Below are 14,672 nucleotides of genomic sequence, written 5' to 3' on the forward strand. Positions count from 1 at the left end.
CAAGCGCTTTTCAAGCGTCCTTCTGCGGCGCACCTTTGGACGCTCGCTGGCGCCACTTTGCCACAGGCTCGAACATTAAAGTACCGAAAACTAAGGAAAACCGGGGTTTGAACTCTGGTCAGCGGATCGGCGCCATGATCAGCAGATCAAACCCATCTCAAAACGCCTTGGGACAGCTGAATCCGGAAAGGGCCGGGAGGAAGAAGTGGTTGGAGCCTGAACCTGTCTGGAGCGTATAAGTAACGTCGCGTCCGCCAATCACGAAGCGTGCTTGCATGTTGCTGTCGTGGCCGGTGACGGCAGCCTTGTCCAGAAGTCGCTTCAGGGCCCACGGCCCTTCGAACTTGATGGCGGATTCGCGGCCTGGCATCTCCGGCGTCAGGCTCAGACTGGCGGATCCGGAAGCCGCGCCGCTCGGCCAGGTCACTATGCTCGGCATGTTGCCCGCTTGGTTGCTCTGGACGGTCTGGCCGTCGACATCGAGCACCGCCGCATCGGCATCGCCATGCAGTGAGAAGGGCGTGAAGGTCACGCTCACCGAGGGCACCGAACCGCCCTGGGGAAAAAAGGCGCTACGGATTTCGGCCGCCAGCTGGAAGTTCTTCAGCGTCGACTTCGACAGGTCGCGGCCGAAGCGAGCATCCTGTTTCCAGCTCCAGTCCTGACCGGTCATATCGATCAGCGATGCGAGGTTCTGTGCGAAGAACCGGTCCATCAGCCCGCCCGGAGCGAACAGTTTGGCGAAATCCGCCATCGCGATGTCCTCGGTGCCATTGCGGGCGAAAGGATAACGGCCGTTGACCGCCGCCTCGCAGGGCTGTGTGACCGTCTGGTCGAGCATCTGGTTCAAATTTGCCACCGAGGTCTCGGTGACGTTGCCTTCAAACTCGTCTGCCGTCGCATTGACCATCCGGCCGAGTTGCTTGGGCAGTCGCGAGACATTGGCGCGAAGGGTGGCTATCTGGAGCTGCAGGTTTGCGTTGACGCGTTCCGTCTGGGAGGGGACGTCGGTCGCCAGTTGCAGGCTCTGGTAGATATCGCGGAAATTCTGGGTGAAGGCATCGATCGGGCGGTGTCCGGCAGCACCGCTCACCAGGGCCTGGAACGGCCTGAATTGCGCTTCGATGTTGGCCCCGGGATTCTGGTTTTGCGCGCTTAAGGATCCCGTGCCGGCACGGGTTTGCGATTTTCCGGTGGCGATTTGTATGCCGATGCGAGCCAGACCCTTGGCCACGCTTGCTGCGTCCTGTAACTGGCCCGCGCCGCCTTCAACCCCGGTGGCTGAGTCCTTGCCGGAAGCAGCGTCCCGCGTCAGAGCGGTTTCGTCGGCGATCGCCGTAAACAGCAGTTCGATCGGCGAGGTTGGCGAGGCGACGGCGGAAAGCGCGATATAGCGCGGCTTGTCCTTCAGCATCGCCTTGAATTTCAACCCGTCGAGAACGCTGTTCCACGCCGTTGCGAACTCCTTGCCATAGCGGTCGAGAAGTTCGGGACCGAGCTTGGGCAACTCCTGATCGATGCCGCCTTGCTCGCCGCCGCCACCGAGGACCCACTGGTCGTCGACGAGCGTCTGGGCAATGCGCGAGAGTTGCACGAGATAGAAGCTGTTGAAGCCGGCATAAGTATAGAGGCCGGGAACACGAAGGCCTGACAGATCGCCGCCATCGACCCGCTCGAACAGTAACGGGGCTTCCGGGCCGCTTTTCAGGGAAACAGAAAAATCATCCAGAGCTGCCGCGTATACTGCGGATTTGACCAAAGCCGAGGCACGGTCGGCAAGGCTCATGCGCCCGAGCGACCGTTGAGCGGCTTGGACGAGCGGCTGGTTGAGTTCGAAAACCGGATCGTAGGCGTCGTCCAAGGCAAGCATGGCACCCAGGTGCTTTTCGAGATGCTCGCGTCCTTCGCGGTTGTTTTCACCTGGATACCGGTTCTGCTCCCAATCGTGCTTCATCCAGGAAATGATCAACGCGTCGTCGACCTTCGGCGCCTTGCCGCCAAGCATCAGGTAGATTTTCAACGGCTCGTAGAGCGCGGCGGGATCGGCCATCCTGGCCTGGATCGTCCGCTCGGCCTGGATCAGCAGGCGCGATCGGAACATTCGTTCCAGCGCTTCCCGGTAAGCCGTCTTGGATGCCGAAAGAAGTCTCTCCCGCTGGCTGAGGCCGAACGTCTCCTCGATCGGTGTCGGCACGTCGCCGGTTTCGAACCCAGCCGGCAGATTGCGCAACTGGTCGAGCGGGCCAATGACGTTTTCGAGGTCGACATCGGTGACCTCGGTGCTTTTGAGCAACGCGTCCGCCGTCTGGCGATACTGGCTTATGGCCTGCGTGGTGGAGGCGATCAGCGACCTGTTGGCTGTGAAGCTCAGGGCTAGGGTGCCGAGGGCCGCCGCAGCGATCAACGCGATGGCGCCAAGGCCGGCGAACCTGGCGATCGTTGCACGTCTTACAGCTGATTTGTCATACGAAACCCATCCGGATTCGGCAAAAATGACGCCCGTCAGCAGATCGTGCAAAAAGAAGCTTTTGCCGGTTCCGGAAAGATGGGCGCGGGGGCTGCTGCCGAAATTGCGACCGATCGCGCCCAACACCTGATCGATTGGCGTTCCCTCTTGCGTGCCTGAAGAGAAGTAGAGTCCACGCAAGCTGACATTCACCTGGCTGCGGGTCGGATCGAACAGGCTGGCGATGAAATTGGTAATTCGCTCCTTCAGCGCGCCAAACTGCGCCGGAAAGCCAAAGATGGATATACGCGCGACCGGATCGGCCTCTTCCTGGAGGCGGTCAGGCATCTCCTCCACCAAGCGTCTTGCCAGTGCATCGAATTCGGCCGGAGCCTCGGCGGCCATATTCTTGTTGCGATCCGTGGTCTGGAATGTCGCGCCCCAGACCTTGCGCCGGCGCGGCTCGTCGAAGCCGCCGAAGTAATCCATGAACCCTGAAACCAGGTCGGCCTTGGTGAACAGCAGGTACACGGGAAACTGGATTTTCAGCGTCTCGTGGATTTCCCGCAGACGACTGCGTATCTCGACGACGTGAGCGTCAAGCTGCTGATCGTCGAGGCTGACGAGGTCGGCGAGGCTGATGGCCAGGATGACGCCGTTTATCGGTTGCCGTGCGCGGGCTCTCTTGAGCAGTGACAAGAAGGCAAGCCAGCTCTTCTTGTCGGTCTCGGCATTGGAATCCTGCGTCGTGTAGCGTCCGGCTGTGTCGATCAGGACGGCCTGGTCGGTAAACCACCAGTCGCAGGAGCGTGTTCCGCCAACGCCCGCAACTGGCTGGGCATCACCCGAACCGGCCAGCGGAAAATTCAGACCCGAATTGACCAGCGCCGTTGTCTTGCCGGCACCGGGCGGGCCGATGACGATGTACCAGGGGATCTCATAAAGGAAATTGCGTTTGCCGCTCGACCGCTTGAGCGCCGCCACGGCCTCATTCACGCGGGCCTCGAGCACCCGCGAGTCGTCATCGCGGTCGTCATTGTGTGTGACCACGGTTTCGAGTGCTTTTTGCGCTTTTCTCGCTTGCCAGAAACGCAGGCCGTAGAAAAGCGTGAGCGCTGCCACGATCACCCCGATGATAGTCGCGCGCAGCCAGGCAGGCCCGAGAGGACGGGTATCGGCGAAGCGGATCAAGGGTCCGGCAAACCACACTGCCGCCGCAAAGCCGGCCAGCGCAATCATGCTGAATATCCGCAGCAGCCAACGCGTCATGGCCGCTCCCGACTGGCCGTGCTCACAATGTTTCCTCCTTGGCGATCATCACATCGACACGGCGGTTCTTGGTGCGGCCTTCCGGCGTCGCATTGTCGGCGATCGGTTCGTCCTCGCCCTTGCCGTCCACCGTTAGTCGCGAAGGATCACTGAACTTCGGTGCCATCATTGCTTCGACGGCCTTCGCTCTGGCGACGGAGAGATCGAAGTTGGACTTGAATGGGCTCGATTTCCGCGGCTTCACATTGTCCGTATGGCCGACAATCCTGATCGGTCCGCGCTCGGGTTCCAGAGCCGCGGCGATATCTGCGGCAATGGGCTGGAACTCCGGCTTCGCCTCGGCCCTGCCGGACTGGAACAGCAGGAGATTGTTGATTTCCACAACGATGAAGTCGCCCTTCGTGCCGATGGTCAGCCCGCCGCCTTCGACTTCCTTGGCCAGTGCCGAACGGATGCGATCGATCTGCGTGGTTGTGGCGACGGGTGGGACGATTTTCGCCGGCTCCGCCAACGGCGCCACGCTGGCCCGTTCGATGGTAATCGGCGTCGATGGGTTGAGCGCCAGCAATTCACCGGCGGCAGCGTCGCCTTCGTTGGTGATGAAGACCCGCAGTGCGAAGAACGCAGCAGTCAGCAGCGCCGACACGGCTGCCGCGACGACCCAGAGCGGCAGGCGTGTCGACGGCTGCGTCATGGTCGACGCCAAGCCCTGCCAGTGGGGCGAGATGTCCGCGTCCGCGCGTGCCCTGAAATAGCGAAGCGTTTCGTAGACGTCGCGCCGAACGCGTTCGAGATTGCTGTCTTCGCGCGTCAGGCCCCGGTACTGGCCCTCGAACCCCAGCGACAGGCAGACATGCATCAGTTCGAGCAGATCGTAGTGTGCCTCGGGACTGGCCAGGACCTTGTTCAGCGCTTCGAAGAAGCCTGTGCCGCTGGGCTCGACGTGAAAGAACTGCGACAGCATGCTGTGCTGCGCCCAAGTATCTTTCTGTGGCCAAGGCAGGTTGCCGACGAGATCGTCGGCGGTTTCGCAGAGGATGAATTTCGCAATCCGCGCATCCTCTTCGGCAACACCTGATTTCTCGACTGTCCTGTCGAACCTATCGATCGCCTCAGTGACATGTTCGGCCAACGGCTCGGCTTGTCTCTCGACGGGGATAAGCCTGAACTGGCCGAACAGCATCAGCAATGGTGCGGCCGCGGCAAGGATCGGGTTTGCCGCGGAATATCTGACACTGTCCGTGACATTGAGCAGGGTCTCCTGCCGTAGAGCTGCCTCGGAAGCGCCGCTTCCTGCCGAAGCGGAAGGGGCTCCTTGATAAATCACTGTCCCGGATGCCCAGCCCGGCGGTGTATGCCGGCCGATGCCGGGATCGAATACGGTCGAATCCTTGATCTGCGAGGTTTGCCCGTCATCCGCGACGGGCACTTGAGGGACCGGCGCCGGTTTTCGCTCACGCCGTGGAGGGGCGCGAATGACGGTCTTGCCAGCCGGGCCGAAAGGATCGTCCTTCGAACTCATGGACGATCGTCCGTGCAGGCGGTGTGCCCGCGACTGGGTGAGACAGGCGCAAAACGGTTTCTCGTCAGGTGAAGGAAACGCAACCCCTGCCGACCCTGACAGTGTCCGGAGGAAGGTAGGCTATATCTTACTATCCCGCCGAAAGATGACATTTGCCGCAGACCCCCAGGTCGATCAGCCTTAGCCGCTTAGCGAATTGTCGTATGCGATCGTAATCTCACAAACTCTCGATTGGAACCGGATGCCGCGCACCAAAGAGGTTTTCTTCGTCGACTTCAGCCTCGCATCCCCCTTTGGGCCTGTCTATTTCTGCTTGTCGGCCTTGGCATAGGCCTCGCTGAAATAGGCCAGGAATATGTCCAGCATGCCGTTCTCGTGGGCTTCCTCCATGGTTCGCCAGGTCGCGACAAAAGCGTCCCAGGCCTGGCTTTTCTTAGACGAGAACGATGTCGGGGGGAGTTTCTTTCCGATCGCCTCGGGCGACAGATCGTCGAGCAGCCGCGACAGCGCAGCTTGCATGGCGGCATAGGTGGCGAATTCGTGCGTCTTGAGATCGCGGAATGCATCTTTGATGCTGCGCCTGGCATCCAGATAGCCGGCCCTGCGGCGGGCGAACATGATTTCGAGGATGTCGTCGGTTCCCGGGCCGAACTTCAGGGGGTTGTTGTCGGCGGCGCTGATCATCGTCCGTTGTGTGCTCTTGGCCAGTATTTTCGCGGCCGTGCGCGCTTTCAAAAGCATGGTCAGTTCCTCGACCACAGTCCGCAGGACCGTGCCGATTTCGGCGGCAACTTCATGCGGATCGCGCGATTGAAGCAATTCCGGCGAGATGCCGGCCGCGATCGCGATTTCCCGCAGCACTTCGTCTCTGGTCGAGGGGAGAGGCGGTTGCGACGAGAACGCCGGAGCCGGAACCCGCTGCCCGGAATGTTGCTCCGAAGGAGTGAAGAACGGCTCGGCGGCGAATTCGAGCGGCCGGCCTGTCGCGGCCGGCATTTCTCGTTGTGTCGAACTGATATGGCCTGTCGTGGCGGGCTCGTCGTCGATCGATACGAAGATGACATGGCGGCCGATCAGCACCCGGTCGCCATGGCTCAGCCGATGCGGGCCGGTCATGCGCTGGCTCGATCCGTTGATGTAGGTTCCGTTGCGCGAGACATCGTGCAGCCAGAAAGCGCCTGCCTCGTAGCGAACCTCGCAATGCCGGCCGGAGATGAACTTGTCGGGGTCCGGCAAGGTCCAATCACAAGCCTCGCGTCCGATTTCGAAGCCGCGATCACGCGCCGCGTAACTGGTCGAGATGCCCGCAGGCAAGGCGTCGACATTGTTGATTTGCAGACTGATATACATCGAGGATCGCCGTCGAACGCTGATCGATACTCCACATTCTAGCAGTTTGCACATCCAACAGGACAGCGGCGTTTCGAGCCAATGCATCGGCAGGGTAAGGTTTTTCCGCTGTGCATCTCTTTGGTCGGCCGGACAACATGTGGTAGGCTCAACATAGCCTGGTGCGGCGGGCCAAAAAGTTCCTGGATGCGGGAACTTCAAACCCACTGCCGGCGGCCGCGTCCAGGAGGGGCACGACCCATGCCGAACGAACGTGCCACGGTTGTGCAAACACCGGTTGGCGCCGAGCTGTTGACCTTCACGCATCTTGTCGGTCGCGATGAGATCAGCCGTTGTTTGGCCTATACGGTAGGGTTCGTCAGCCCCAGCCCCGATATCGATCCGCTGAAGATGCTGGGGGGTGTCGTTTCGGTGGAAGGCGAATCCGATCCGAAACGTTGGTTCAGCGGCCTTGTGTCCGAGTTTCGCCTGACCCGCATAGAAGACCGGCTGGCCTACTACGAAGCGGTCGTCAGGCCGTGGCTCTGGTTCCTCGGCAACACCACCGATTGCCGTATTTTCCAGAACAAGAGCGTCGTCGACATCGTCAAGGACGTCTTCAAGAAATACAGCACGGCGGAGTTCGATCTGCGTCTGCAGGGTTCCTACCCTCCGCGCGAATACTGCGTACAATATGACGAGACCGATCTGGATTTCGTCCAGCGGCTGCTCGAGCATGAAGGCATCCTGTATTTTTTCGAGCATGACGAGGGCAAACACACGCTTGTCCTGACCGATGCGATGAGCAAGCTGAAGCCGGCGCCGGGCTACGAGAAAGTACCTTATCATTTTGAAGGGCAGGGCTCCCGGCGCGATGTCGAATACATCACCGAATGGATACCGGGCAGTTCGGTGCGTCCGGGCGCCTATGCCCACACCGACTATGATTTCAAGAAGCCGGGCGCCGACCTTATGGCCAAGTCGGCCCAGCCGTTCAGTCACAAGCTGGCCGCCGGCGAAAACTACCGCCAGCCCGGCGCGCATCTCGAAGTCGGCCGGGGCGACAACCTGGCCGCGATCCGACGCGAGGAGATCCAGGCCGTCCACCAGCGTATCGCCGCGGTCGGCACCGTGCGCGGCCTGTTTTCGGGCTGTACGTTCAAGCTCGATGGCTTTCCGCGCGAGGACCAGAACCAGGAGTATCTGGTGGTCAGCGCCGAATACAGGCTGTTCGATCCGGGATACAGAAGCCATGCCGACGTCGACAGCGAGAACTTCAAGGTGATCCTGGGCGTGGCGCCGACCGCCTTGCCCTATCGTCCGCCACGGATCACGCCCCGACCGATCATGCGTGGGCCGCAGACGGCGACCGTGGTCGGTCCGTCAGGCCAGGAAATATTCACCGACAAATACGCCAGGGTGAAGGTGCAGTTCCACTGGGATCGCCTGGGCAAGAAGGACGAGAACAGCTCCTGTTTCGTGCGGGTCTCACAGACCTGGGCCGGCAGCGGCTGGGGCTTCATCCAGATACCGCGCATCGGCCAGGAGGTGATCGTCGACTTTATCGAAGGCGACCCTGACCTGCCGATCATCACCGGCCGGGTCTACAATGCCTCGCAGATGCCGCCCTACGGGCTGCCGGCGAGTGCCACGCAATCCGGCTGGAAGTCGGACTCCTCGCTCGGCGGCGGCGGCTACAACGAGCTGATGTTCGAGGACAAGGCCGGCTCCGAACTGGTCAATTTCCAGGCGCAGAAGGACCACAACCTTCTGATCAAGCATGACCGTACCAAGCTGGTGCAGCACGATCAGTCGGACCGCATCGACCACGACGCCAAGCATTCCGTCGGCCACAACCTCGACGAGGACGTCGGCAACAACAAGACAGTCAAGGTCGGCGTCGACCAGACAACCGACATCGGCAAGAACGATACCGAGACGGTGGGCGTCAACCGCTCGCTTACGGTTGGCTCGAACGAGACGATCGGCATCGGCGCGAACTCGACGGAGACGATCGGGTCCAATCACACGCAGACCGTCGGGTTGATCCAGACGATCACCGTGGGCGCGGCGCGAGTGGATTCAGTGGGCGCAGCGGAAACCCGAAGCGTTGGCGCCGTCCAGACGAATCAGATCGGCGCATCGCGCTCGATGACAGTGGGGGCCGGACAGACTCACACCATCGGAGCGGCGGACAATTGGACAATCGCGGCCGCGCAGAGCGTGAAAATCGGCGCGGACCAGAGTTTCGCCATCGGCGGCGCGCAGTCGTCGCAAATCGGCAAAGGCAGGTCGGCAAAAATCGGCGCTGACGACGCAACCGATGTCGGAGGCGGGCACGCGCTCAAGGTCGGCAAGGGCAGCGGAATCCAGATTGCGGACGACAGCTCGATCAAGGTCGGCAAGAACCTGGTGATCGAGGCGGGTGACTCGATCACACTCAAATGCGGCTCGGCGTCGATCACGATGAAAAAGGACGGCACCATTGTTGCCGACGGCAAGGACATAACGCTCAAGGGCAGCGGCAAGATTACCGTCAAGGCCGACGGCGACGTGATCGTCAAGGGAAGCACCATCAACAACAACTGAGGGCGTCATCATGGAAGTGCTGGATCGTATCGACGGCGTCGTGATCGGCCTGCTGATCGGTTTCGAGGGCGGGGCACCGCTTGTTGTCTTCGTTGGCAATCCGCGCGAGACGGCGATTGCGGCGCGCAGCCTGACTGAACTGGACATTTCGGCGATCGGTTCAGAACTGGCCCTTCTGTTCGAGGAGGGTGATCCAACGCGGCCGTTGGTCGTTGGACGCATCGTCGATCCGGCGCACAAGAACAGGGAGCTGAAAGTCGCTCGCGAAGGCGACCGTGTCGTCATCACCGGAGACGAGCGCATAGAACTGCGCTGCGGCCTGGCGTCGATCATTCTGGAAAAGAATGGCCGCGTGACCATTCGCGGCAGCCAGTTGACGAGCCAGGCCAGCGGGACCAACCGTATTCGCGGTGGGGCCGTGCATCTCAATTGAGGCGTTGCCTATGCACCGCGTCGCGACCATCGCCGCCATCGTGGATCAGCATGCCGAGGACGCGGCTTTCCTGTGGCTGCGCCGTCGTCGGGAGATCGACGGTCCAATCCTCGACGAAACCGATATCGGTCGCATAGACCAGCGTCTCGAAGCCAATCTTGAAGGGCTCATGGCAGCCGGCAAGGCCGGTTGGGAAGCTGCTCAAGCGCGCTTTGCTGACTACGCCGAACCAGGCGAACTTTTCGTGCTCGGCACTCTGGCAATGCGTTGGAGCGATGCCAAACTGGTAACCTCCGCAATCGACGCCGGCGTAAGCGTGGGTGAAGCCGGCTTTTCAAGCTTGTCCGCTGCGATCGCGCGCACGCCGCGCGATAACCTGCGTCCCTTCGTGGCGCAATGGCTGGACACAAGCGATGCGCGACTACGCTGCCTTGGGCTGTCTGCGCTCTGGCATCACCGCGTCGATCCGGGACCGCGCCTGCATGATCTGGCCAGCCATTCCGACGCGAACGTCCGCCGGCGCGCCGTTCGGCTCGCCGGTGGGCTCGGGCGGCGCGACCTGCTTCCGGCAGTCCTGGCTGGCCTTGATGGCGAGACGGCGAGAGAACGTCTTGCGGCCGCCTTCGCCGCTTGCCTGCTTGGTGAGGCGCGGTCCGCGCACCCAGTGATCGACAAGATCGTGCTGACGGAGACGGACCAAGCGGAGGCGGCGATCGAGATACGCCTGCTGACAACGCCGCCCAAGGCCGCGAAAGGTTGGTTGCAGACGCGCCTCGGCCAGCCCCTGCTACGCGTGGCGGCAACGGCGTCGATCGGCCTGTTTGGCGATCCGTCGGTGATGCCCTGGCTGATCGAGAAGATGCGCGAACCGGAACTTGTCTTTGCCGCCGGGCTGGCGATGCGCGATCTGTTCGAGGTGGATTTCAACGACACCGACCTGTTCACGATAGACCCGGCCGATTTGGGGAAGGCGTTTGAATCTCTGAACCACAGCCCGTTGCCTGTCGCCGATCGCGTTGCTGCTTGGTGGGACGAGGGACGGGGCGGGCGCGGCCGCACGCCTTTCCATTCGATGCGCCGGTTGCGGCTCGACGCGTTGCGCGCGGCCATCGCGGCAACCGATACGCCGCTGACCGATTGGCGCAGGACGCGCCGGTTCCCGGCCTGGATGTAATCTATCGGCGGTTCGCCCGCGCCACGACGGCGGCGGCGCGCAATCCGTTCTCGGATGCGACTTCGCACATGGCAATCGATCCCGGCGCATAATTCTGGACAAGACTGTCGGCGGCCAGCATCAGCGCCAGCGCGCCGCTGGCCGCGCCGGTGTCGCCGACCGTCATCGCCGGATAGGCCGTCGCCATCAGGGTGCGGTGCGTGCGATAGAAGCGCGGTCGGGCAATCAGCATCTCCCAGCCATGATAGCGCTCGCCATTGCCGTTCGAGACGACGAAGTCGATGTCGGGTTCCGATGGTCCCGATCCCGAAACGGCGTCGCGCAGCGCGCCGAGCATGGCGCGGCCCTGGCTGTAGCGCTCGGAAAGGATGCTGTCCGTCTCCTGGGCCATGCCGATGCCATGGATAGCGGCCACGACAGGCTCGCGGCCAGGTTCCCGCAGCAGCCGCACGAAGACGGCCGCCTCGCCAGGAACCAGTCCTTGGGCGTTGTCCGCGCCCTGTAAACGTCCGGTCCGGCTGAGCCGGCCGAGGTCGGTGTGGTTGACGAGGCTGTCGACGCCACCGAGCAGCACTTGTGCGGCGCCTTGATCCTCCATCAGTGCAAGCGCCCGTTCTATCAGTCCCACACTTGCCGCCGCGCCGCCGTCGATGACGCACGAGGCGTGGTGGAATCTCAGGCCTGTTGCGTCGACAACCGCGGCCAGGAAATCGCGCGCCGGAATATCAACGAAAGCCGGATGGTTGCGAAAGCTCTCCGGCGTCGTGATGAGCAGCGCGGTGGCCGCCGCGACCCCCGGCTCGCCCGCGCCGAGCGCTTCGTTGATAGCGCGGGCGGCCATGTTGACCAGCCATTCGCCTTCGTTGCGGCGCAGATGCCGGTGAGTGGGTATGCGCGCGACTACCTGTGGCACTCCGAACGGTTCGGCGAGCGTGATTTCCTCGAAGGCCGAAAGGCTCGCCCGAATGGCTGCGATCGTTTGCCGCGCGTTCAGCCCGGCGGGCGTGACGGCGCCGCCGCCGGCGACGTAGAGCGGCCGCTTCATGGCTGCCACACGGCGCGGTCGACTGTGCCGTCGCCGCCACGCGGGCTGAGATAGCTCTTGCGCTTGCGCCGGGCCACGAGAAAGGCGGGCGTGACATGGCCGAAGACGATTTCCCGCAGCGCCGGCGTGTTCCGTTTTGTCACGTGTGAAAAGCGCGCTTTCAGTGTGACGCGCCACAGATCCGGCTCGACAATCACCGTGTCCGCGGCAAACGGACGTTCCTCGACCCGGTCGTCATAGATCAGCCGCACAGGCGCAACGATGCGCGGCAGGCGGAAGTCCCAGCGGCCGTTCGGTGTCATGCCGATGATCGTGACAGTCTCACCGCCATGGATTGCCGGCAGGTGCTGGTCCGCCGGGGCGCACAGATTGTAGCGCGGATCGAAATCCCCGGGAGGCAGTGGCCACTGCGTGTCGATCCAGGCTTGGTCGTAGGTGCCCGCGAGCGGCAGTCTCGGCATCCAACCCCGCCCGAGCGGGCCGAAGCTGGCCGGTCTGGGCCGATCGGAGGGACTGAGATAAGGTTCGGCGGGGTAGGTGACATTCGGGGCTTGTGTTCGCACTGCCGGATCGGCGGACGAGGCATGGTGATAGCCGACGCCGACCGGGTTGCGTCGGTCAAGCCGGCCATCTGGCAGCGTCCCACCATAGGCGCGCTCGTAAACGATCGGCATGGTTCGGAACAGGGCCGGCGCACTGTAGCCGCCGGCATCGTAGATGCGGTCTCCGACAACGTTGAGCACCTTTTGCAAGCCACCGACGCGGAAACCGACCTGCATCTCCGCCACCGGACGGCGGTTCGGCGCGTGCGCCGAACCGTTGACAAGGATTTCGGCGGCCGGCTTATGCGGCGCAATATCGGCTTCGTAGCGATTGGAGGAATTGGCTGGATCGCCGAACGGGATATCCCAGAGCGCGACCGGCATCTGGTCTTCGCAGACGTCCAGTGCCGGTGCGCCGTCGAGCGCATCGAAGCTTGCCGAGAACATGACGACCAGGACTTCCTGGCCGTCGGCGTCGAGTTGCACATGTGTTGCGGTGGCGAACGGCGTGCGATTCTCGATCCCGACCGCGAACGCCATCGCTCAGCACCAATTGCCGTGTTCGTCGAGGCCGATCGGCCAGTAGGGCATCGCGGTCAGCAGCGTCGCATAGTCGTCATGGCCGCCCTGGATCAGCCACTCGAGAAGTAACACTTCGGGAGGCACCGCACTCGACGCGGAACGCCGGTTTTCCTTGTCGCACGCGAGCCAGTACTTGCGCACGAGCCAGACCACCCTCGGGTGGCCGGCGGGGCCGGCAAGCCCCTTGGCCTCGATCGTTCGGAGGATTGCCTCGCCCATCGGCAGGCCGGTCTCCATGCGCTCCTCGACACTCGCGTTCCATGTCTCGGACGCGACAGCGAACACGTCCACGAAATCGAGCAGATAGGCGGCGAACAGGCTGCGATGTCCAGCCGAGCCGGTCCCCGGCGCCGTCCCTTCCGCGCGGCCTCGGACGTCACCGGGCGCGCGCAGCAGCCGGTAGGTCCCGTTCTGGATGTTGTGGTTGACGAGCAGTGCCATCGCTCAGGACTCCTCGAATTCCGGATCTTCCCCGATGGGAATGAAGTCGAACGGCCTCATGAAGTCCGCCAGCTCGGGCTCGGTGTCGCCCAGCCAGGAGAGGAGCAACGTCACGGGTGGGACCGGCCCGTCCCCCTCGCTCCCTTCGGACAACTGCTTGGCCTCGGAGCCCCACATCTCGCTCCTCCCGGGCTCCGGCCCGCCGCCCGAAAGCAAGTCGTTCAGTCGCGTCGTTTCGAAGTAGTACTTCCGAAACAGGGCAATGACCCGAGGGTGACTCGCTGGTCCCGCCGGCCAGCGGGCGTCGACAAGCTCCCTGTTGACTTCCTGCGCACGAAGGTCATGCCACCATTCCAGCAATGGTGGCACGACGATCTTCAACTCGTCTGTCCAACGATCATAGATGTCTTGATACGTTATCGAGATCATTTCATATCTCTATATGCCCAGGCCGCCAATGTGCTTGTTCATCGCATCGTAAAGCTCGCGGCGATCCAGTGCGCGCATATCCTGGGACTGCTCCATGCTGTGAGCATGACAATGCGGCTGGCACGGAAGGTCGCGCATCCGCTGGGCGAAGCTGCCCGGATCGTGGCACGCTCCCATCTCCCACGCGGTCTTCTGCGGCGGCTGGTGATCGGCGATCATCGTGACCTTGCCGTCAGTCTGCCTTTTGATTTTCTTGTCAATGTCCTTCAGCGCCTTGTCCTTGGCTGGGCCTGAAGCCCGACGAAGGATGTTGGCGCGGTCCTTCTTGCACTGCCAGCAGGTCTGCCCCTGCACGGAAGCGCGCTGGGTCTCGGTCGTGGGGGTATAGTCCTCCGAGTACTTGTAGTCGCGCGGGCAGTCTTCCTTCATCGCGTCCTTGCCCAGCACCACCGAGAAGTCGACCATGGCGGACACGTCGACCGTGTTCGGCAGCGGGCTCGCGGTATTCTGCTCCATCGGATCGCCGTGGCGGCAGACTCCCTTGCCCTCGACCTTGACCGTGAACGACCAGAGCTTGAACGAGCCCTTACCCTTGATGCGATGGGTGACCACGCCGGCGCCAAGTCCAGGCGTGGCCGCTTCGTTGCCCGTACTCAGCGCCACTTCGGAAGAGTTCTCCAGCGCCGTCGGTGTTCCCTGCACCTTGACGCTCTTGCTGCCTTTGATGAGATCGCTGGCCGAAAGCATGTTGACATATGGAACCGGCACCGGTCCCGCTGGCGGCGGCGGCGGGCTGAGGCAGACGTCGCCCGGCGCGACGCCCTTGCCGCCGCTTGCCTGGTGGAAGAAGCCCATCTTTTCGGCGTAGACC

11 protein-coding genes are annotated in these 14,672 nt (G+C 62.6%); 3 read left to right on the top strand and 8 right to left on the bottom strand.

Translation table 11 applies throughout. The features are described 5' to 3' along the window. Window positions 1-157: 157 nt before the first annotated feature. From tssM to tagH, 3 genes are all read right to left on the bottom strand, one after another. Window positions 158-3,715: a type VI secretion system membrane subunit TssM gene (gene tssM, locus NKI99_RS04735; protein ID WP_352609939.1), complete on the bottom strand. Its 3,558-nt coding sequence runs from the start codon at window positions 3,713-3,715 to the stop codon at window positions 158-160. A gap of 22 nt (window positions 3,716-3,737) precedes the next feature. Continuing rightward, entirely contained in the window at window positions 3,738-5,237 is a 1,500-nt protein-coding gene (gene tssL / locus NKI99_RS04740) for a type VI secretion system protein TssL, long form (protein WP_023809161.1), read from the bottom strand. A gap of 303 nt (window positions 5,238-5,540) precedes the next feature. Continuing rightward, complete coding sequence (tagH, locus tag NKI99_RS04745; protein ID WP_352609940.1) at window positions 5,541-6,587, bottom strand: type VI secretion system-associated FHA domain protein TagH; 1,047 nt, start codon at window positions 6,585-6,587, stop codon at window positions 5,541-5,543. A gap of 240 nt (window positions 6,588-6,827) precedes the next feature. On the opposite strand from tagH, the gene NKI99_RS04750 reads away from it, so the two are divergent. Genes NKI99_RS04750 through NKI99_RS04760 form a run of 3 tightly spaced genes read left to right on the top strand, consistent with a single transcriptional unit; the run spans window position 6,828 to window position 10,762 of the window. Continuing rightward, a complete protein-coding gene (locus tag NKI99_RS04750; protein WP_023809159.1) occupies window positions 6,828-9,155 on the top strand; it encodes a type VI secretion system Vgr family protein in 2,328 nt (775 codons plus the stop codon). Window positions 9,156-9,165: 10 nt separating this feature from the next. Further along, window positions 9,166-9,588 (top strand): DUF6484 domain-containing protein, encoded by a 423-nt coding sequence (locus tag NKI99_RS04755; protein WP_378978123.1) that lies wholly within the window; start codon window positions 9,166-9,168, stop codon window positions 9,586-9,588. A 10-nt stretch (window positions 9,589-9,598) separates the two neighbouring features. Next, the gene (locus NKI99_RS04760) at window positions 9,599-10,762 is read left to right on the top strand and encodes a hypothetical protein (RefSeq protein ID WP_023809157.1); all 1,164 of its coding nucleotides are present in this window, start codon (window positions 9,599-9,601) and stop codon (window positions 10,760-10,762) included. A gap of 1 nt (window position 10,763) precedes the next feature. Here the strand turns inward: NKI99_RS04760 and NKI99_RS04765 are convergent, their stop codons facing one another. Genes NKI99_RS04765 through NKI99_RS04785 form a run of 5 tightly spaced genes read right to left on the bottom strand, consistent with a single transcriptional unit; the run spans window position 10,764 to window position 14,656 of the window. After that, window positions 10,764-11,807, bottom strand: coding sequence for a hypothetical protein (locus tag NKI99_RS04765; protein WP_023809156.1), 1,044 nt, complete (start codon window positions 11,805-11,807; stop codon window positions 10,764-10,766). Beyond that, window positions 11,804-12,889 (bottom strand): DUF2169 family type VI secretion system accessory protein, encoded by a 1,086-nt coding sequence (locus NKI99_RS04770; RefSeq protein ID WP_050592625.1) that lies wholly within the window; start codon window positions 12,887-12,889, stop codon window positions 11,804-11,806. The genes NKI99_RS04765 and NKI99_RS04770 overlap by 4 nt, the downstream gene beginning before the upstream one ends. 3 nt (window positions 12,890-12,892) lie before the next feature. Next, window positions 12,893-13,372 carry a hypothetical protein gene (locus NKI99_RS04775; RefSeq protein ID WP_023809154.1) on the bottom strand — a complete coding sequence of 160 codons (480 nt, stop codon included), beginning with the start codon at window positions 13,370-13,372 and terminating at the stop codon, window positions 12,893-12,895. A 3-nt stretch (window positions 13,373-13,375) separates the two neighbouring features. Beyond that, window positions 13,376-13,801: a hypothetical protein gene (locus tag NKI99_RS04780; RefSeq protein WP_023809153.1), complete on the bottom strand. Its 426-nt coding sequence runs from the start codon at window positions 13,799-13,801 to the stop codon at window positions 13,376-13,378. Window positions 13,802-13,810: 9 nt separating this feature from the next. Next, on the bottom strand, window positions 13,811-14,656 hold the full coding sequence (locus NKI99_RS04785; protein WP_196815287.1) for a DUF4150 domain-containing protein: 846 nt from the start codon (window positions 14,654-14,656) through the stop codon (window positions 13,811-13,813). Between the last annotated feature and the right edge of the window lie 16 nt (window positions 14,657-14,672).

The sequence above is a fragment of the Mesorhizobium sp. M0239 genome, from assembly GCF_040321815.1.
Lineage (GTDB): Bacteria > Pseudomonadota > Alphaproteobacteria > Rhizobiales > Rhizobiaceae > Mesorhizobium.